Below are 18,249 nucleotides of genomic sequence, written 5' to 3'. Positions count from 1 at the left end.
TGTATGCACTAAAGAAAACGCCCGCAAGCTTGCGGGCGTTTTAATCGGAACTAAGCCGGAATTAATGGCGGAAGTGACGGGTGCCGGTGTAGACCATGACTACGCCGCGCTCATCCGCTGCGTCAATCACTTCCTGGTCGCGCATCGAGCCACCTGGGTGGATCACGCAGGTCGCGCCAGCGTCAACCACCACGTCCAGGCCGTCACGGAACGGGAAGAACGCGTCAGACGCCACCACCGAGTTCGCCAGCGACAAGCCAGCATTCTGTGCCTTGATCGAAGCGATACGAGCGGAGTCGATACGGCTCATCTGGCCAGCGCCCACGCCCAGGGTCATGTTGTTGCCGCAGAAGACGATAGCGTTCGACTTGACATACTTGGCAACGCGCCATGCGAACATCATGTCTTGCAGTTCTTGCTGGGTAGGCTGTTTCTTGCTGACGACGCGCACATCAGCCAGCAGCACGTTTTTCGAGTCAGCCGACTGCACCAGCAGACCACCGCCCACGCGCTTGAAGTCCATGGCGTTGACGCCGTCACCCAGCGGGATCTCCAGCAGGCGAACATTCTGCTTGGCCGACAAGATCTGCTTGGCTTCTGCGGTGAACGACGGAGCGATCAGTACTTCCACGAACAGCTTGGCCAGTTCGGTCGCAGCTGCTGCATCCACTTCCACGTTGAAGGCAATGATGCCGCCGAACGCCGAGGTCGGATCAGTTTGCAGCGCGCGCTTGTAAGCTTCCACAGCATTCGCGCCGAGGGCCACGCCGCACGGGTTGGCGTGCTTGACGATCACGCAAGCAGCCGACTGGTCGAAACCACCCATGCTCTTCACGCACTCCCAAGCCGCGTCCGCATCAGCGATGTTGTTGAACGACAGTTCCTTGCCTTGCAGCTGCTTGTAGTTAGCCAGCGCGCCAGCGGTAACCGTCACGTCGCGGTAGAACGCAGCCGACTGGTGCGGATTTTCGCCGTAGCGCATGTCCTGCACTTTTTCGAAGGCGACGTTCAGTTTGTTCGGGTAGGCGCTGCGGGTGGCGTGGGCGCGGGTTGCGTCCAGGCTGGTCAGGTAGTTGGCGATGGCGCCGTCGTACTGCGCAGTGTGCGAGTAGACTTTGGTGGCCAGCGTGAAGCGGGTGTCGTAGCTGACGTAGCCAGGGGCATTGTCGGTGGTTTTCATTTCCGCCAGCACCACGCCGTAGTCGGCCGGGTCGCAGATCACTACGACGTCCTTGTGGTTCTTGGCTGCCGAACGCAGCATGGCTGGGCCGCCGATGTCGATGTTCTCGATAGCGTCATCCAGCGTGCAATCATCCTTGGCAACAGTTGCCTGGAACGGGTACAGGTTGACCACCACCATGTCGATGGTCGGGATGTTGTGCTCTTCCAGCTTGGCCACGTGCTCCGGGAAATCGCGACGGGCCAGGATGCCGCCGTGGACTTTCGGGTGCAGCGTTTTCACGCGGCCATCCAGCATCTCCGGGAAACCGGTGTAGTCGGCAACTTCGGTCACTGGCACGCCGTTGTCGGCCAGCAGTTTGGCGGTGCCGCCGGTCGACAGGATGTTGACGCCCATGGCGGACAGCGCGCGCGCGAAGTCCAGCACACCGGTTTTGTCGGATACGGAGATGAGAGCTTGTTTAATCATGGCGATGAAAAGACTAGTGGTTGAGTATTCGGTCGGCCGGCATTGCGGCCGTCCCCAGCCACTTCATGCCGGATGGAACAGGCGCTATTACAGCAGGCCGTGCTCTTGTAATTTCTTGCGCAGGGTATTGCGGTTGATGCCCAGCATCTGCGCGGCGTGCGACTGGTTACCGTCGGCACGGGTCATGACCACTTCCAGTATCGGTTTTTCAACGGTCAGCACGACCATGTCGTAGATGTTCGATGCTTGTTGCTCACCCAGGTCGGCGAAGTATTCTTCGAGACTTTTCTGGACTACTTCCTGGATACTTTCTTTGCTCATTTTTTGTCGTTCGCTATGTAATCTGTTGACGCTGGCAAATCGTTCCGGCTCGTGACTGGAAACGTTTACCCTTCTGATAATGTGACTTTTTTTGTACTCTCTCGTGCCGTTCAGGCAGCCTGCATATCTTCGGCGAGGCAGTATTGTAACCGTTCGCCGTAACTCCACTGCGATTCGAAGAATTGGTCCACAGCAAGCAATTGTTCTTCAGTGGATTCCAGCAGGTTCATACGCTGTCGGAATTCTTCGCCGCCTTGCAAGTCACGCACGTACCAGCCGATGTGCTTGCGGGCGGTGCGCACGCCGAGATAGTCGCCGTAGAAGGCGTAGTGGGCGCGCAAATGTTCATCCATCAGCGCGCGCACTTCGTCCACGTATGGGGACGGCAAGTGCTTGCCGGTGCGCAGGTAATGGTCGATCTCGCGGAAGATCCACGGACGGCCTTGAGCGGCGCGGCCCACCATGACAGCGTCGGCGCCAGTGTAGTCGAGTACAAATTTGGCTTTTTCCGGCGTGGTGATGTCGCCGTTGGCGACCACTGGAATTGAAACCGATTTCTTTACCGCTGCAATGGTGTCGTACTCAGCGTCACCTTTGTAGCCGTCGGCGCGCGTGCGGCCATGCAAGGTCAGCATGGCGATGCCGGCATCCTCGGCGATGCGGGCGATCTGCAATGCGTTCTTGTTTTCTCGGTCCCAGCCGGTGCGGAATTTCAGCGTGACCGGCACGTCCACCGCGCCCACCACGGCATCGACGATGCGCTTGACCAGCTCTTCATCTTGCAGCAAGGCCGAACCGCACCATGCGTTGCATACTTTCTTGACCGGGCAACCCATGTTGATATCGATGATCTGGGCGCCGCGCTCAACGTTGAAACGGGCGCAGTCGGCCAAGTCCTTCGGGTCGGCGCCGGCGATTTGCACGGCTTTCGGCTCCATCTCGCCGGTGTGATCGGTGCGGCGCGAGCTCTTCTCGGTCGCCCACAAACGTGGGTTGGACGCCGCCATTTCAGACACCGCGTACCCCGCACCCAGCTCCTTGCACAGCTGGCGGAATGGACGATCCGTAACTCCAGCCATAGGAGCGACGAAAACGTTGTTGCGCAGTAAATGAGGGCCGATTTGCACTGACAATACCTGAAAGGGGTGAGAAGGAACCTTCTATTTTAACCGAAGCCCTGCTCAAATAATAAGCACTATTTTTTATGAATTCGGCAAATGTGCAGTCTGGATGTTATGAACCGTTGTTTCCGTGCGTAAATTTAAAGCACGAACGTTAGATCACATCGTCCATGGCCGCCAGTGCCAGGTGCTCGACTTCACCCCAGCTGTCCAACACTAGTTTTCCATCCGAAATGGTAAATCGGTTAATGCTGGCATTTTTGACCTGGAAGTCGCGCGGGCTGTCCAGCTGGATGCCGCGCGCCTCGCGGTAGGCGCATTCCAGCACGCCGCCGTGGGCCACCACCGCCACGGTCTGGCCGGCATGGCGAGCAGCCACGGCGCGCAGACTGGAAATGGCGCGGTCGTAGAATTGGTGGAAGCTTTCCGCGTAGCGGTCGCCGAACGGCATCACTGCTTCAACGTCGCGCGCCTGCCAGCGGGCAAAGTCGTCCGGGTACTGCTGCTGAATATCCTGGTACAGCATGCCTTCAAACGCACCGTAGGCACGCTCGCGCAGCCCCGGCTCGGTTTGCAGGGTCAGGCTGGTGTGCAACGCGGCGACGGCCTGTGCGGTCTGCATGGCGCGTTGCAAGTCGCTGGAGACGATGGCGTCCAGCTTTTCAGCGGCCAGCGCGCGCGCCAATGCGGCGGCCTGGCGCTCGCCCTCTTCGTTGAGCGGAATGTCAATGTGGCCTTGCAGGCGGCGCACGGCGTTCCATGCCGTCTCGCCGTGGCGGATCAGCAAAATAGTGGTGTGAGTCATGTTTGTGTATAAGCGCCTATCAGCTGCGCTTCATCGATGATGTGGCCGTAAATGGCGTTCAAAACGTCACCACCGGTAAACCGCTTCGGTAGTTCCAGCCGCGCCACATCCAGCGCATAGATGCGAAAAACATATTGATGCGTCTCGTTTGGCGGCAGCAAAGGGCCATGATACCCGAGACCGCCATAATCGTTCAGGCCCTGCCTCAAATGCGCTGCCTCGCCGGCAGCAATCGACGGCAGCGACGGCGGGATATCGGCCACGCACCACAGGAAGAAATCGGCGGGCGCGTCGGCGTCCATGCACAGCAGCACCAGCGACTCGGTCCCGCCCGGCACTTCGATCCAGCCCAGCTGAGGGCTGCGGCTTGCCGGGATCTGGCCTTGCTCGTAGAAGCTGTCGCTGGTGAGCTGCATCTTATTTCGCGTTAGTTTGCAGCCAGAAGGTGACCGGTCCGTCGTTGGTCAGCGAAACTTTCATGTCCGCGCCAAACTGGCCGGTCTGTACAGTCGGATGCTTCAGTCGCGCCTGTTCGACGAAGTAGTTGAACAAGCGCAAACCGTCGGCAGGTGCGGCGGCTGGCGTGAACGACGGGCGCGTGCCGGACTTGGTGTCAGCCGCCAGGGTGAACTGCGGCACCAGCAGCAGGGCACCTTGGGTGTCGGTCACACTGCGGTTCATCTTGCCCGCATCGTCGGCGAATACGCGGTAACCCAGCAGCTTCGTGAGCAGCGCGTCCGCGTCCTTTTCCGTGTCGTTGCGCTCGGCGCAGACCAGCACCATCAAACCGGCATCGATAGCGCCTATCGTGACGCCATCTACCACCACGCTGGCGCTGCTCACGCGTTGCAACAGCCCGATCATGCGGACAAGGTCACGCGTGCGAACTTGCGCTTGCCGACTTGCAGTACGAAGGTACCGGCTTGCAGTTGCAGAGCCTTGTCGCTGATCACTGTGCCATCAACGCGCACGCCGCCCTGCTCCACCATGCGCATGGCTTCCGAAGTGGAAGCGCACAGGTTGGCTTGCTTCAGCAGTTGCGCCACGCCCAACGGCGCGCCGGCCAGCGCTACTTCCGGGATATCGTCCGGGATACCACCTTTCGAGCGATTGACGAAGTCGGCCAGTGCATCTTCCGCCGCTTGCTGCGAGTGGAAGCGCGTCACGATTTCTTGCGCGATGGCGACTTTGGCGTCGCGCGGGTTGCGGCCGCCTTCAATTTCGGCCTTCAATGCGGCGATATCGGCGATCGAGCGGAACGACAGCAGATTGAAGTACTTCCACATCATGTCGTCGGAGATGCTCATGATCTTGGCGAACATGGTGTTACCCGCCTCGGTGATGCCGATGTAATTGTTCTTCGACTTCGACATTTTTTCGACGCCGTCCAAACCTTCCAGCAGCGGCATGGTCAAAATACATTGAGGCTCCTGGCCGAAGTCCTTTTGTAGTTCGCGCCCAACCAGCAGATTGAATTTCTGGTCGGTGCCGCCCAGTTCCAGGTCGGCTTTCAAAGCGACCGAGTCGTAACCCTGCATCAGCGGGTACAGGAATTCATGCACGGCAATCGGCGTGCCATTTTTAAAGCGCTTGGTGAAATCGTCGCGCTCCATCATGCGTGCCACGGTGTAGCGCGAAGCCAGCTGGATCATGCCGCGCGCGCCCAGCGGATCGCACCACTCCGAGTTGTAGCGGATTTCGGTCTTGGCCGGATCCAGTACCAGCGAGGCCTGCTTGAAGTAGGTCATCGCGTTTTGCTCGACCTGTTCCTTGGTCAGCGGCGGACGGGTGGCGTTGCGGCCCGATGGATCGCCGATCATCGAGGTGAAGTCGCCGATCAGGAAGATCACCTGATGTCCGAGGTCTTGCAGCTGGCGCATTTTGTTCAGCACCACGGTGTGGCCGAGGTGCAGGTCCGGCGCGGTTGGGTCCAGGCCCAGCTTGATGCGCAGCGGTACGCCGCTTTGTTCCGAGCGCGCCAGCTTCTGGGCAAACTCGCTTTCGATCAGCAACTCGTCGACACCGCGTTTGGTGATGGCGAGTGCCTCCTGTACGTTGTCGGATAACGGCAATGCTTTAGAGGGAGCCGGCGGTGTCGAAGAAGAGGTAGTCATAGTGATGTAAGCGTATTTTTCAGAAAAAGGAGGGGAGCTTCAGGAGTTTGATATAATCCTCGATCCATCAATCTTGCCGCACAAAAACTAACAAAACTCATAATTAGAAGAAATAAAACGTTCCTGAATAGTTCAAGCGGCAAATTTTAACTGATTGCATGAACCAAATACATAAATTCACAAGCTCACGCTTGTTCAGTCTGCTAGGTTCTACGCGCAAGGCGCGCATCATCAGCGCGTCTGCATTGTTTCTCGCAGTATGTGCTTTTGGTGCGGCCGGCGTAGCTCCGCTCGCGCCTGACGCATCCGATCTGCCTGTGAAGACTGTGCAGGAATCCGTAGTTGCCCCGGATCTGGCTCCCCAGATCAACGCGCTGGAACAACAGTCTTCTAATGCCCATTTCGTCCACGAAGAGAAAATCCGCGCCGGCGATACCCTGGCTACGTTGTTGACCCGCCTTGGCGTGGACGACGAAGCGGCCGAGAACTTTATCAAAAAAGATAAAGTTGCGAAAGGCGTGATGCAGCTCAAGACCGGCAAGCGCGTGCAAGCGCAGACCGATGACGAAGGCAACCTGCAGTGGCTGCGCGCCACCGTGGTGGACGGCAAGGACGATCCAGTCACCAACATCAAGATTACCCGCAAGGGCGATGGCTTTGTTGCGACCGCCGAGCCAGCCAAGCTGGAACGCCGCGTGGAAATGCACGCGCGTAACATTACCTCGACCCTGTACGCGGCAACCGATTCGAGCGAAGACGGCGCCAAGCTGCCAGACACCATCGTCAAGCAGATCATCGAGATGTTCTCGACCAACATCGACTTCCGCGGCGACCTGAAACGGGGCGACAATTTTAACGTCGTCTACGAAACTTTCTGGCAGGACGGCGAGTTCGTGCGCGCCGGCCGCGTGCTGGCGGGCGAGTTCACCAACAAGGGCATTACTTACCAGTCCGTGTGGTTTGAAGATCCGCAAAGCAAGCAAGGCGGCGGTTACTACAGCTTTGATGGCAAGTCGCTGAAAAAAGCCTTTCTGAAATCGCCGGTGGAGTTCTCGCGTATTTCGTCCGGTTTCGCAATGCGGGTACATCCGCTTTCGGGCCAATGGAAACAGCACAAAGGCATCGACTTCCCGGCGCCAACCGGCACCCCGATCCGCGCAGCAGGCGATGGCGTGATTGATTTCGCCGGCACCATGAATGGCTACGGCAACTTCATCATCATCAAGCACTGGAACAACTACACCACCGCTTACGCCCACATGAGCCGCTTTGGTACGGGCATGAAAAAAGGCGCCAAGGTCAGCCAGGGTGATGTGATCGGTTATGTCGGCACCACCGGCTGGTCGACCGGCGCGCACTTGCACTACGAATTCCGCGTGGGTGGTGAAGCCAAAGATCCAGGCAAGATGAACGTGCAGGCACAGGCGCCGCTGACGGCCGCCGAGATGAGCCGCTTCAAAGTCTACGCCAACGACATGACGCACCGCTTCGCGCTGTTGCGCCCGGCAGGCGGCGGTGGCGCAGCTACCCGCGTCGCAGCAAAATAAACACCACAGGCCAGCTCAGACTGGCCTGTTTTTTTATTTGAACACCTGCTTCAGCGATGTAGCCTCAAGCACCACCTCGCCCCACGCATCCACTTGCTCCAAGCTTGCCTTCGCCAGCTTCCTCTGAACGGTTTGCGGTAGTGGCCCAAAACGCCGTGCCAACTGCCGCTCCAGCAGCGCAACTGCCCCTTGCTTGCGGCCCTGCTTCAAACCTTGCTCCATGCCTTGTTCGAGGCCTTTCTTCAATCCCCTGAACACGCGCCGCGCCAGCGCAGCATCACGCTGGGCCTGCACTTCAATGTGCACCAAAGCCGAGTGCGGCCAGTTCCTTGTCGCGGAAGCGCGGTCGTTTTTTTCTGTCGATTTCCACACCAATATCAGGGAAGAAGAAATCCAGGAAATCGTAGACAGCGTGCGTCAGCGCCAGCTTCCAGGGCATGTCATAGCGCCCGTTGGGGGCAGTGTTGGACATCGGCCCAGTCTATCGTCGCGTCCTGTTGCCATATTGAGCGAATTCAATCGACTATAATTTTGCGTATCACTTGGGGGACGCTATGGCTTTGTATATCGGTTTAATGTCGGGCACCAGCCTGGATGGTGTGGATGGCGCGCTGGCGCAGTTTAATGGGCCAGCCATCACCACGCTGGCGGCGGCTTACATCGCGTTCCCACCGTCGCTACGCGCGGAACTGATGGCCTTGCAGGCTGCAGGGGCGAATGAGATTGAGCGCGAGGCTTGGGCTGCCAATCAGCTGGCGCAGTTTTATGCGCAGTGTGTGACTGAGTTGCTGCGCGAATCGGGCAAGCAAGCGCAGGAAGTACGCGCGGTCGCTGTGCATGGGCAGACGATACGCCATCGCCCCGAGCTAGGCTTCACGCGCCAGACTAACAACCCTGCCCTGCTCGCCGAACTGTGCGGCATCGATGTGATTGCCGATTTCCGCAGCCGCGATATCGCCGCCGGTGGACAAGGTGCGCCACTGGTGCCGGCGTTCCATCAGGCTTTGTTTGGGAGGCCGGGACAGGCGCGCGTGGTCGCCAACATTGGCGGCATCTCCAACATCAGTGTGCTGGCCGATGACGGCAGTGTGATCGGTTTCGATACCGGCCCAGGCAATGTGCTGATGGATGGCTGGATTCATCGCCATCAGGACAAGGAATACGATGCTGATGGCGCGTGGGCGGCAAGCGGCAAGGTGATTCCTGATCTGCTGACTGAATTGCTGAAGGAGCCTTATCTGGCCCTGCCTGCGCCAAAAAGTACAGGACGCGATTTGTTCCATCTTGATTGGCTCGATGCACGCTTGGCCGTGCATCCACCGGCCGCGCCGGAAGATGTGCAGCGCACGCTGACGCAGTACACCGCCGTCACACTCGCCGATGCCATCAAGGCTTACGGCGGTGGTGCAGATGCGGTCTACATTTGCGGCGGCGGGGCTTACAACAGCGTGCTGATGGACACGCTGGGCGCAGAATTGGGCAAGCAGGTGCTGGTCGCGTCCACGCAAGCGCTGGGTGTTGCGCCTAACCGGGTGGAAGCGCTGGCGTTTGCGTGGCTGGGATATCGCTTCAGCGAGCGGCTCGCCGGCAACCTGCCTGCCGTCACCGGGGCGAAAGGCGAGCGCGTTCTCGGCGCGCTCTATCCTCGTTAAGAGCGAGGGGCGGCGCTGCGGAACTGATCAGGTTGCGTCTCGCCTCGGTGATCACCCGCGCATGGATCATCTTGGTCGGACTCTGCCCCACCGCCGCCGCACATGCTGCGCACAACTGTACCAGCGACACGCCCATCATCGACGCATAATTCTGTAGCTGCAAATTCTCGCGATAATACTGGTCGATCAACTCGCGGAAACGATCTGCCAGCAGCGCCTCGGTGCCGGCCACGTGGCCAATGGTCTTAGCCACCACCTCATGCGATAGCTTGCTGATCACATTGAAAAATTCACCAGCCGATTCGGCCGCATAAGACAGCGGAATCACACGCGGCGAGGCCCACAGCTTGATGAAGTCCTGCAACTTGCTGTTGATCTGCTGCAGATACGCCACCTCGATGGTCACTACCCAGCGGTCCACATCGACCTCGTAATCGCGTCCGAACCAAAGCCAGTAGCGCATCGCGCTGTGACTGGACTTCAATGTGAATTAGCACCTTCCGTCCATCACGCAGCCAGACTTCAACCAGCTCCTTGTCACAGAAACGAGGGCTTTTCGACCAGTCGCCGAGAGCTGTCCTTTGACAGCGCGCAAAAAAACGGCGACCCGCAGGCCGCCGTCTTTGTGGACAAGTCCGAATTTATACCGAGAACGAGGAGCCGCAGCCGCAGGTCGAAGTAGCGGTTGGATTCTTGATCACGAATTGGGCGCCTTCCAGGTCATCCTTGTAGTCGATCTCTGCGCCAACCAGGTACTGGTAGCTCATCGAGTCGATCAACAGCTGTACGCCGTTCTTGACCATGGTGGTGTCGTCTTCATTGACGATTTCGTCGAAGGTGAAGCCATACTGGAAGCCGGAGCAGCCGCCGCCCTGCACGAATACGCGCAGTTTCAGGTCGGGATTGCCTTCCTCTTCGATCAGTTGGGCGACCTTTTCAGCAGCGCTATCGGTGAAAACGATAGGTGCTGGCATTTCGGCAACAGCGTTCATTTCATACTCCTACGAGAAAACAATTAAGGGTCATTATAGACCCTTGGTGTGATTTATGCTCCGCAGCCCGCAAAATCAGCGAGTTTTACGGCAACAAGGCGATTTGCGTCAAGCCAGTGGTTTCTTCCAGGCCGAACATCAGGTTCATACATTGCACCGCCTGGCCCGATGCGCCCTTGACCAGGTTGTCCTGCACCACCAGTACGATCACGGTGTTGCCGTTGTCCGGACGGTGCAGCGCCAGGCGCAGCATGTTCGAACCACGGGTCGAGCGGGTTTCAGGATGCGAGCCGAACGGCATCACGTCGACGAAGGCGCTGTCCTTATATTGGTCTTCAAACAGCTTCTGCAAGTCTTCGTTGCTGATCTCTTTGGTCAGGCGCGCGTACAGGGTCGAGTGCATGCCGCGGATCATTGGCACCAAGTGCGGGGTAAAGATCAGGCCGACTTTATCAGCGGTGAACTTTTGCAGCTGGGCCGAGGTTTCCGGAGTGTGGCGGTGACCAGCCACGCCGTAGGCCTTGAAGTTATCCGACGATTCCGAGAACAGGGTGGCGATTTCCGCCTTGCGGCCAGCGCCCGACACGCCAGATTTGCAGTCAGCGATCAGCGAGCCGGCATCGACCAGCGCGTTTTTCAGCAGCGGGTAGTAGCCCAGCTGCATGGTGGTTGGGTAGCAGCCAGGGTTGGCAACCAGACGGGCGTTCTTGATGTTGTCGCGGTTCAGTTCGGCCAGGCCGTAGGCTGCTTCTTCCAGCAGTTCCGGGCAGGTGTGGTCGATCTTGTACCATTTTTCAAAGACGGCCTTGTCCTTAATGCGGAAGTCGGCGGCCAGGTCGATCACCTTGACGCCAGCTTTCAGCAGCTCAGGCGCTTGCGCCATGGCGACGCCGTGCGGAGTGGCGAAGAACACCACGTCGCACTTGCTCAGGTCAGCCTTGTCCGGCGACGAGAAAGCGATGTTCACGCGGCCACGCAGCGAAGGGAACATATCAGCCACTGGCAAGCCGTCCTCTTTACGCGAGGTGATTGCCGTCAGTTCCACATCCGGGTGGACTGCCAACAAACGCAGCAGTTCTACCCCGGTGTATCCGGTGCCGCCGACGATGCCAACTTTGATCATGTTCTTTCCTTGAGGTGAAATGCGTGGAGAAATGGGAGCCATTTTATCAGGCAATGGCTACAGCCGTATGACGGCAGCCAGATGGAAAAAAAGCCGCCTGACACAAGGCCGGCGGCTTTTTTTGCAGTGCGCCGCAAGCAGCGCACCAGAGCGTAAAAATTAACGCTTCGAGAATTGTTTTGCGCGACGTGCTTTGCGCAGACCAACTTTTTTACGTTCAACTTCACGTGCATCGCGGGTTACGAAGCCAGCGCGTGCCAGATCACCTTTCAGGCCCGAATCGTAGTCGATCAGAGCGCGGGTGATGCCGTGACGAACTGCACCTGCTTGGCCGGACTCGCCGCCGCCGTGTACGTTGACTTTGATGTCAAAACGTTCTACGTTGCCGGTCAGTTCCAGAGGTTGACGAATGACCATCAGGCCGGTTTCGCGCGAGAAGTATTCCGACGCAGGCTTACCGTTGACGATGATGAGGCCAGTGCCAGCTTTGATGAACACACGAGCTACTGCACTCTTGCGACGGCCGGTGCCGTAATTGTAGTTACCGATCATGTCAGTTCCTTAGATTTCGAGTGCTTTAGGTTGCTGGGCAGCGTGCGGGTGCGAACCTTCGGCGTACACTTTCAGCTTCTTGATCATTGCGTAGCCCAGTGGGCCTTTTGGCAGCATGCCCTTGACGGCTTTTTCCAGAGCGCGACCTGGGAAACGCTGTTGCATTTTCAGGAAGTTGGTCTCATAGATGCCACCTGGGTAGCCCGAGTGACGGTAGTAGGTCTTCTCGGTTGCTTTGGTGCCGGTCACGCGCAGTTTGCCTGCGTTGATGATGACGATGAAATCGCCGGTATCGACGTGAGGGGTGAACTCAGGTTTGTGTTTGCCGCGCAGTCGGAGTGCCACTTCGCTGGCAACACGTCCGAGGACTTTGTCCGTCGCGTCAATCACGAACCAGTCGCGCTGGACTTCATGTCCTTTAGCGGAAAAAGTTTTCATGTGATGACTTTCTGTATATAGAAATTACCGCTCAAATGGTGGTTCCGCTAGCAACATCAGCGGACTCGGCCTTTTTATTTACTTTCCTGAGCGAATGGAAAGCCGACAATCATAACCGCTTGAAGGCTGTCAAGTCAAGCCCGATATAGCGTTCAGGCCGCGCAAACACAGGGCTGGCGCGGTCCATTACAATATGGACAAAGTTTCTTATGACGGAGAATGCAATGGAATGCAAAGTTAGCTGGAATGGCCCGTCGGGCATGAGTTTCCTGGCCCAGACCGGCTCCGGCCATCTGGTCAATATGGATGGCGCCCCGGAAGGCGGCGGCCACAACCTGGCGGCGCGTCCGATGGAGATGGTCCTGCTGGGCACCGGCGGCTGCACGGCTTACGACGTGGTGCTGATCCTGAAAAAAGGCCGCGCCGACATCCGTGGCTGCGAGTGCACGCTCAAAGCCGAGCGCGCAGACACTGAGCCGAAAGTGTTCACCAAGATTAACTTCCATTTTGTCGTGACCGGCAAAGGCCTGAAACCGGAAGCGGTGGAACGTGCCATCACCCTGTCGCACGACAAATACTGCTCCGCCTCGATCATGCTGGGCAAGACCGCTGAAATTACCCACTCGTTCGAAATCGTTGAAGTCGCCTAAGGGACAGCTATGATGAAGTCGGCTTATCTGGCATTACTGTTTAGTGTGATGTGCGCGGCAGCCCAAGCGCAGGACGGCGGCAACTCATCATCCATCAACGCCAGTGGCGACCAGCATGTCGCCACTATTCGCGGCAACGCCGGTATCGCTCAGCTGGACGACGACAAGATCGAGCTACTGCAGCGTGTGGTATATGTGAACGGCGTCTCATACGGCGCAGTGCCGGCCAACTGCGAAATCAAATTCATCGTCGCTAACGGCAAAAAGACCTTGTACGTGAACGGCAAGCCACGCACGCTGCCAGCCAAGCCGTGATCCGTCAACTCATCACAACCCTGCTGGCGTTGGGCGCCGCGCAAACCGCCTCGGCGGAGACCTACCTCACCACCAAATGCGCGCAGTTCGGGCAGCCGGAATTTCAGATCAATGTGATGAGCTCCAGCATTCCGCGCGCGGATGTGGACTGGGCGCTCTCCACGCTGGAAGGCATGGTCGCCTCAGGCGAGAAATTCAAAGCCGGCGAAACCATGCAGCTGGGCTGGATGCTGACCAAGCTGCAGGCGGGCGACAAAGGCCAGCTCATCGTCACCGAGCCGGACATGAAGTCCTTCCCCATCGTCTTCGTGGATTCGGTGGATAGCACGCTCAAGCATTTACGCAGCCAGAAAGACACCGTCGAAAGCGTCTTGGCTGCGGACGCCCTGGCCTTCCCATCATTGATTCAAGCGGTAGTCGTGCACGTCAACTACGACAAGTCACCGCGCCTGATGCTGGAAAGAAGCGCTCCGAACGGCAGGAACTCCGGCCTCAAGGTAATCGACCTGAACGACAAGACCGCATCGCCCAACAACTACACCCTGATTTCGCTGTACCAGCTGGCCAAAGAGCGGCCGGACCTGGTCAAGTTCTTTGCCATCCCGCCAGGCGTGCAAGCCACCATTGACGGCAAAATCAGCTTCAAGAAAAACGGCCAGGCCTTGCCTATCAAGCCCGGCTCATTTATTGAACTGCTAAACCGTCAGATGTAATAAGCAGTGCTGGTCATGACTTTGCCCATGACCGACATGACTTGCTGCACCGGCGCCGGCACATTGGCAGCGCCGAGATTTTGGGCGGCTTGGCCGTGTTCAATTTCATCGATGCGCATCTGGTCAACGATGGCGCGTGATTTCGCGTCTTGCGGCGGCAGGCGGTCGAGGTGGCTTTCCAGATGCGCCTCTACTTGCCGCTCAGTCTCCACCACAAAGCCGAGGCTGCGCGCATCGCCCAGCACGGCGGCCACCGTACCCAGCGCATACGCGCCGGCGTAAAACAGTGGATTCAACACGCTGATGTGCGAGTTCAGCTCGCCCAAACGCTGCGCGGTCCACGCCAGATGATCCTCTTCCTCGCGGCTCGAATGCTCGAACTGCGCCCGGATTTCTTCCGTGCGGGCAAAGCGCGCCTGCGCGTTGTACAGCGCTTGCGCGCACACTTCACCGACATGGTTCACGCGCATCAGGCCAGCCGCGTGGCGGCGTTCTGCTTCGCTCATCTCCGCATCGGCCGCGTGCGCCGCCGGCGTCGGTCGCGAGGCCGAAGCGACGCCGCTTACTACGCGCAGCGCTTTGTCGGCGCCGGCAATGAATCGGTCCAGTGGAGTGTGATGATGTGCGGCCATGGGCAAACTCGCGTCGTCAAAATAAAACGATATTTTAACTTGCGTCCGCTGCTTCGCGCAGCTGTCGCTGGCGTTCAATGTAATCGGCTACCGGACCGCGCACGTCGATCCTGGAAATGTCCTTCGCCACACCCAGGTTCAAGCCCAGCAGGAAGGGGATGTTCTCCAGCGGTACCTCGGTGCAGCATTCGCCAAACGCTTTCAGGAAGCGCTTGGACTCGACCACTCGCACCACCTTCTCGCCGCTCATGTACTGCAAGATGCTGGTGATGCTGTGGCCCTTGCCGATCGAGTGATAGATGAAGCGGTTGAAATCGCGGTCCAGCGTCTTGAAATCCAGCGCTTCCTTGGTGATCAATCCAGACAGGTAATACAGCCCCAGCGCCACACGGAAGAAACCGGTGGATTCTTCACGGTCGACGCCGCTATGCATCACCGCCAGTATTTTTTCCTTGAGTTGTGCATTCATATTTCGCCGAGCTCCCCTGTGCGACTATAACAAGAGTTTTGTAAAACCAGTAGCTTGCGTACAAGAATTTTGACATGCTATTCTTGAAACTTTCCATTTTGGGGCAACCACGATGATCGAGGTAAGGAGCCTGGCCAAACGCTTTCGCCTGCCCGCGCGCGGCGGCAAGACGGCTATGGCGCGCGATCCGCGCGATCACGACGGCTGGTTCCACGCGGTGCGCGACGTCAGTTTCCGCTGCGCGCCGGGCGAGGTACTGGGCCTGCTCGGCCCCAACGGCGCCGGCAAGACCACTACCCTGCGCCTGCTCTCCACCGCCCTCAAACCGGACGCCGGCAGCATTCACGCCAACGGCATCGACCTGCTGGAAAATCCCCTCACCGCGCGCCAGCATATCGGCTTTCTGTCCGGGTCGACCGGACTGTACGGCCGCCTGACAGCGCGCGAGAACATCGAATACTTCGGCCGCCTGCACGGCATGAGCCCTGCCTACCTGAAGCGCCGCTGCGATGAATTGTTCGAGCTGCTGCAAATGCACGAGTTCGGCAACAAGCGGGCCGACCAGCTGTCCACCGGCATGAAGCAGAAATGCGCCATCGCCCGCACCGTGGTGCACGAACCGCAAATCGTCATCCTCGACGAGCCGACCACTGGCCTGGATGTCATGTCGGCCAAAATCCTGCTGGACTTTATCGCCAGCTACAAGGCGCTGCGCATTCCGCTGATTTTCTCCACCCACCACCTGCACGAGGTGGAAAAATTGTGCGACCGCGTCTGCATCATCAACCACGGCAAGACCGCCTTCCACGGCACCATGGACGAGCTGCGCCACCTCGGCGGCAGTGCCGATTTGTATGACGCGTTCGTCGGCGTCATCCATCAGGGAAGCTGAACCATGTGGACCATCTACCTCAAGGAGTTGCTGGAACTGGCGCGCGACCGCCGCACTTTTTTCTTCACCGTTTTCATTCCCGTGTTCGGCATGCCGCTGATTTTTGGCGGCTTCGGCATGGTGTCCAGCAGCATGTTCAAACGCGCCAGCCAGGCCGACATGACCTACGCCATCTTCGGCCAGCAGCACGCGCCGCAACTGGCCGAGCGCTTCGCGAGAGAAAAAGGCTTCCACGAAATCGTGCTGGCCAGCCCGGATGAGATCAAGCCCGCCATCGCCGCCGAGCGCATCAAGTTCGCGCTGGTGATACCGCCCGGCCTCAACGGCCAGCTGGAGGCCCAGCAGCAAGGCGTCATCCAGCTGCACTACAACAGCGCCGCCACCGTTGACCTGACGCGCAAGCGTGTGATGTCCGTGATCGGCGGCGCCAACCGCGAGCTGCGCGAGCATGCCCTATCCGCGCTCAACCTCAACAAGCACCAGCTGGCGTTCGCTCTCGATCCCATCACGCTGGAAGACCACTCCACCGCCGACAAGCGCGAGCAGATGGGCGCCATCGTCGGCGGCATGCTGCCCTACGTGCTGCTGATGGTGTGCCTGATGGCGGCGATGTACCCGGCCATCGACACCGGCGCCGGCGAGAAAGAGCGCGGCACGCTGGAAACGCTGCTGCTGGCACCGGTCTCGCGCACCGCCATTGTGCTGGCCAAGTTCCTGATGCTGTTCACTGTCGGCCTGTGTTCGGCGCTGCTGATGATCGTCAGCGTGGGCGTGCTGCTGCATTTCTTTGGCCCGCAGATCGGCGGCGACCTGGTGCTGATGATGCGCGCCATCAGCCCACTCGACCTGGCGATGGTGGCGCTGATGCTGGTGCCCACCGCCGCCATCTTTGCCGCCGTGCTGCTGTCGATTTCGGTCTACGCCAAAAGCTACAAAGAAGCGGCCGGCTTGATCTCGCCGCTGATCCTGGTCACCATCCTGCCGACCTTTGTGGCGCTACTGCCCGGCGTGGAGCTGAACTGGAAATGGGCGATGGTGCCGCTCACCAACGTATCGCTGGCAATGAAGGAACTGGTCAAAGGGACAATGGACTACCGCATGTTTTCCGTGATACTCCTGTCAACTACGCTGACCGCCGGCCTGCTGCTGGCCCTGTGCCGCTGGTGGTTCAACCGCGAGCAGGTTTTGTTCAGGAATTGATTAAGTTGTCTATTCAACCATGACCCCATCCCTCCGGCCTGTTCCGCCAAATCTGCACTCTGGCGCACCATTGTGCGGCCCATCGCAATGGGACCCCGGCTATGGACCAAATTCAATACAATGCCATCATGTGAAAAGTGTGTGGTCGTGCAGAATCAGGAGTTAGCATGGAATTAAGCATCAGCAATTTGTCCAAAACCTATAGCAACGGCGTCGTTGCGCTGGACAATATTTCGCTCACGATCCCGACCGGGATGTTCGGTCTGCTCGGCCCCAATGGCGCCGGCAAATCGACGCTGATGCGTACCCTCGCCACCTTGCAGGAATGCGACTCCGGCTCGGTGTTCTTCGGCGACCTCGACGTACTCGATGAAAAGGATGAAATCCGCCGCCAGCTGGGCTACCTGCCGCAGGATTTCGGCGTCTACCCGAAAGTGACCGCTTACGAACTGCTCGACCATTTCGCCGTGCTGAAAGGCCTGAGCAACCGCCATCGCCGCCGCGAAGTGGTGGACGGCCTGCTGCAGCAAACCAATCTGTTTGAAGTGCGCCACCAGCGTTTGGGCGGCTTCTCGGGCGGCATGCGCCAGCGTTTCGGCATCGCGCAGGCACTGCTGGGCGATCCAAAACTGATCATCGTCGACGAGCCGACCGCCGGCCTCGACCCGCAAGAGCGCGTGCGCTTCCACAACCTGCTGTCCGACATCGGCGAAGACAAGACGGTGATCCTGTCCACCCACATCGTCAGCGACGTGGCCGACCTGTGCGCCAACATGGCCATCATCAACAAAGGCCATTTGCTGCTGTGCGGGCCGACGCAGGAACTGATCCACGAAGTCAGCGACAAAATCTGGGCCCGCTTCATCAACAAGGCCGACCTGCCTTCGTTCCAGCTGCGCCATCCGGTAATTTCGTCGCGCCTGCTGTCGGGCCGCACGCTGATCCATGTCTACAGCGACGATGATCCGGGCGACGGCTTTGAGGAAGCCATCGGCGATCTGGAGGATGTCTACTTCGCCACCATCGCTGGCCGCCATCGCGCCGCGAACAGCTGCGATTAAGGGC

General features: G+C 58.9%; 24 protein-coding genes. 8 read left to right on the top strand and 16 right to left on the bottom strand.

Going from position 1 to position 18,249, the window contains the following annotated elements; all coding sequences use genetic code 11:
* Nucleotides 1-61: 61 nt before the first annotated feature.
* From purH to tyrS, 7 genes are all read right to left on the bottom strand, one after another.
* Nucleotides 62-1,648 carry a bifunctional phosphoribosylaminoimidazolecarboxamide formyltransferase/IMP cyclohydrolase gene (purH, locus tag GTP46_RS02860; protein WP_161005116.1) on the bottom strand — a complete coding sequence of 529 codons (1,587 nt, stop codon included), beginning with the start codon at nucleotides 1,646-1,648 and terminating at the stop codon, nucleotides 62-64.
* 87 nt (nucleotides 1,649-1,735) lie between these two features.
* The gene (locus tag GTP46_RS02855; protein ID WP_072788986.1) at nucleotides 1,736-1,969 is read right to left on the bottom strand and encodes a helix-turn-helix domain-containing protein; all 234 of its coding nucleotides are present in this window, start codon (nucleotides 1,967-1,969) and stop codon (nucleotides 1,736-1,738) included.
* 110 nt (nucleotides 1,970-2,079) lie between these two features.
* A complete protein-coding gene (gene dusB, locus GTP46_RS02850; RefSeq protein WP_161005115.1) occupies nucleotides 2,080-3,096 on the bottom strand; it encodes a tRNA dihydrouridine synthase DusB in 1,017 nt (338 codons plus the stop codon).
* Between the two features lie 148 nt (nucleotides 3,097-3,244).
* Nucleotides 3,245-3,895, bottom strand: a complete 651-nt coding sequence (locus GTP46_RS02845) for a histidine phosphatase family protein (protein ID WP_161005114.1) — start codon at nucleotides 3,893-3,895, stop codon at nucleotides 3,245-3,247.
* Nucleotides 3,892-4,311 carry a YbhB/YbcL family Raf kinase inhibitor-like protein gene (locus GTP46_RS02840; protein WP_161005113.1) on the bottom strand — a complete coding sequence of 140 codons (420 nt, stop codon included), beginning with the start codon at nucleotides 4,309-4,311 and terminating at the stop codon, nucleotides 3,892-3,894. The genes GTP46_RS02845 and GTP46_RS02840 overlap by 4 nt, the downstream gene beginning before the upstream one ends.
* Nucleotide 4,312: 1 nt before the next feature.
* The gene (dtd, locus tag GTP46_RS02835; protein WP_161005112.1) at nucleotides 4,313-4,759 is read right to left on the bottom strand and encodes a D-aminoacyl-tRNA deacylase; all 447 of its coding nucleotides are present in this window, start codon (nucleotides 4,757-4,759) and stop codon (nucleotides 4,313-4,315) included.
* Nucleotides 4,756-6,009: a tyrosine--tRNA ligase gene (tyrS, locus tag GTP46_RS02830; RefSeq protein ID WP_161005111.1), complete on the bottom strand. Its 1,254-nt coding sequence runs from the start codon at nucleotides 6,007-6,009 to the stop codon at nucleotides 4,756-4,758. Before tyrS ends, dtd begins: the two co-directional genes overlap by 4 nt.
* 158 nt (nucleotides 6,010-6,167) lie before the next feature.
* On the opposite strand from tyrS, the gene GTP46_RS02825 reads away from it, so the two are divergent.
* Nucleotides 6,168-7,556 (top strand): M23 family metallopeptidase, encoded by a 1,389-nt coding sequence (locus GTP46_RS02825; protein ID WP_161005110.1) that lies wholly within the window; start codon nucleotides 6,168-6,170, stop codon nucleotides 7,554-7,556.
* Between the two features lie 33 nt (nucleotides 7,557-7,589).
* Here the strand turns inward: GTP46_RS02825 and GTP46_RS02820 are convergent, their stop codons facing one another.
* Together GTP46_RS02820 and GTP46_RS02815 are read right to left on the bottom strand one after the other, a co-directional pair.
* Nucleotides 7,590-7,862 carry a DUF4351 domain-containing protein gene (locus GTP46_RS02820; protein ID WP_371869556.1) on the bottom strand — a complete coding sequence of 91 codons (273 nt, stop codon included), beginning with the start codon at nucleotides 7,860-7,862 and terminating at the stop codon, nucleotides 7,590-7,592.
* A complete protein-coding gene (locus GTP46_RS02815; protein ID WP_161005108.1) occupies nucleotides 7,852-8,028 on the bottom strand; it encodes a hypothetical protein in 177 nt (58 codons plus the stop codon). Before GTP46_RS02815 ends, GTP46_RS02820 begins: the two co-directional genes overlap by 11 nt.
* Before the next feature lie 82 nt (nucleotides 8,029-8,110).
* Between GTP46_RS02815 and GTP46_RS02810 the strand changes: the two genes are divergently transcribed.
* Nucleotides 8,111-9,208, top strand: a complete 1,098-nt coding sequence (locus GTP46_RS02810; protein ID WP_161005107.1) for an anhydro-N-acetylmuramic acid kinase — start codon at nucleotides 8,111-8,113, stop codon at nucleotides 9,206-9,208.
* On the opposite strand, the gene GTP46_RS02805 is transcribed toward GTP46_RS02810, so the two are convergent.
* The 5 genes from GTP46_RS02805 to rplM all read right to left on the bottom strand — a co-directional run bounded on the left by GTP46_RS02805 (nucleotide 9,159) and on the right by rplM (nucleotide 12,313).
* Nucleotides 9,159-9,671 (bottom strand): helix-turn-helix domain-containing protein, encoded by a 513-nt coding sequence (locus tag GTP46_RS02805; protein ID WP_161005106.1) that lies wholly within the window; start codon nucleotides 9,669-9,671, stop codon nucleotides 9,159-9,161. The genes GTP46_RS02810 and GTP46_RS02805 overlap by 50 nt on opposite strands.
* Before the next feature lie 178 nt (nucleotides 9,672-9,849).
* On the bottom strand, nucleotides 9,850-10,200 hold the full coding sequence (gene erpA / locus GTP46_RS02800) for an iron-sulfur cluster insertion protein ErpA (protein WP_092279321.1): 351 nt from the start codon (nucleotides 10,198-10,200) through the stop codon (nucleotides 9,850-9,852).
* 85 nt (nucleotides 10,201-10,285) lie between these two features.
* Complete coding sequence (gene argC, locus GTP46_RS02795; protein WP_161005105.1) at nucleotides 10,286-11,323, bottom strand: N-acetyl-gamma-glutamyl-phosphate reductase; 1,038 nt, start codon at nucleotides 11,321-11,323, stop codon at nucleotides 10,286-10,288.
* Between the two features lie 159 nt (nucleotides 11,324-11,482).
* The gene (gene rpsI, locus GTP46_RS02790) at nucleotides 11,483-11,875 is read right to left on the bottom strand and encodes a 30S ribosomal protein S9 (protein ID WP_161005104.1); all 393 of its coding nucleotides are present in this window, start codon (nucleotides 11,873-11,875) and stop codon (nucleotides 11,483-11,485) included.
* Nucleotides 11,876-11,884: 9 nt separating this feature from the next.
* Nucleotides 11,885-12,313: a 50S ribosomal protein L13 gene (gene rplM, locus GTP46_RS02785; RefSeq protein ID WP_056157909.1), complete on the bottom strand. Its 429-nt coding sequence runs from the start codon at nucleotides 12,311-12,313 to the stop codon at nucleotides 11,885-11,887.
* 224 nt (nucleotides 12,314-12,537) lie between these two features.
* On the opposite strand from rplM, the gene GTP46_RS02780 reads away from it, so the two are divergent.
* The 3 genes from GTP46_RS02780 to GTP46_RS02770 are packed head-to-tail and all read left to right on the top strand — an operon-like array spanning nucleotide 12,538 to nucleotide 13,991.
* Complete coding sequence (locus tag GTP46_RS02780; protein WP_092279327.1) at nucleotides 12,538-12,963, top strand: OsmC family protein; 426 nt, start codon at nucleotides 12,538-12,540, stop codon at nucleotides 12,961-12,963.
* A 9-nt stretch (nucleotides 12,964-12,972) separates the two neighbouring features.
* A complete protein-coding gene (locus GTP46_RS02775) occupies nucleotides 12,973-13,278 on the top strand; it encodes a hypothetical protein (protein ID WP_161005103.1) in 306 nt (101 codons plus the stop codon).
* Nucleotides 13,275-13,991 (top strand): immunity protein Imm33 domain-containing protein, encoded by a 717-nt coding sequence (locus GTP46_RS02770; protein WP_161005102.1) that lies wholly within the window; start codon nucleotides 13,275-13,277, stop codon nucleotides 13,989-13,991. Before GTP46_RS02775 ends, GTP46_RS02770 begins: the two co-directional genes overlap by 4 nt.
* On the opposite strand, the gene coq7 is transcribed toward GTP46_RS02770, so the two are convergent.
* Both coq7 and GTP46_RS02760 read right to left on the bottom strand, forming a co-directional pair.
* Nucleotides 13,982-14,623: a 2-polyprenyl-3-methyl-6-methoxy-1,4-benzoquinone monooxygenase gene (gene coq7 / locus GTP46_RS02765; protein WP_161005101.1), complete on the bottom strand. Its 642-nt coding sequence runs from the start codon at nucleotides 14,621-14,623 to the stop codon at nucleotides 13,982-13,984. The genes GTP46_RS02770 and coq7 overlap by 10 nt on opposite strands.
* 34 nt (nucleotides 14,624-14,657) lie before the next feature.
* Nucleotides 14,658-15,092 carry a hypothetical protein gene (locus tag GTP46_RS02760; protein WP_161005100.1) on the bottom strand — a complete coding sequence of 145 codons (435 nt, stop codon included), beginning with the start codon at nucleotides 15,090-15,092 and terminating at the stop codon, nucleotides 14,658-14,660.
* A 112-nt stretch (nucleotides 15,093-15,204) separates the two neighbouring features.
* On the opposite strand from GTP46_RS02760, the gene GTP46_RS02755 reads away from it, so the two are divergent.
* The 3 genes from GTP46_RS02755 to GTP46_RS02745 all read left to right on the top strand — a co-directional run bounded on the left by GTP46_RS02755 (nucleotide 15,205) and on the right by GTP46_RS02745 (nucleotide 18,245).
* A complete protein-coding gene (locus tag GTP46_RS02755; RefSeq protein ID WP_161005099.1) occupies nucleotides 15,205-15,984 on the top strand; it encodes an ABC transporter ATP-binding protein in 780 nt (259 codons plus the stop codon).
* 3 nt (nucleotides 15,985-15,987) lie between these two features.
* Entirely contained in the window at nucleotides 15,988-17,184 is a 1,197-nt protein-coding gene (locus GTP46_RS02750; RefSeq protein WP_161005098.1) for an ABC transporter permease, read from the top strand.
* 167 nt (nucleotides 17,185-17,351) lie between these two features.
* Entirely contained in the window at nucleotides 17,352-18,245 is an 894-nt protein-coding gene (locus tag GTP46_RS02745) for an ABC transporter ATP-binding protein (RefSeq protein ID WP_161005097.1), read from the top strand.
* The last annotated feature ends 4 nt before the right edge of the window (nucleotides 18,246-18,249 follow it).

Origin of the sequence: Duganella flavida, from assembly GCF_009857445.1 — a bacterium.
In the GTDB taxonomy this organism is placed as follows: Bacteria; Pseudomonadota; Gammaproteobacteria; order Burkholderiales; family Burkholderiaceae_D; genus Rugamonas; species Rugamonas flavida.
This window is presented reverse-complemented; position numbering and strand designations above follow the sequence as displayed.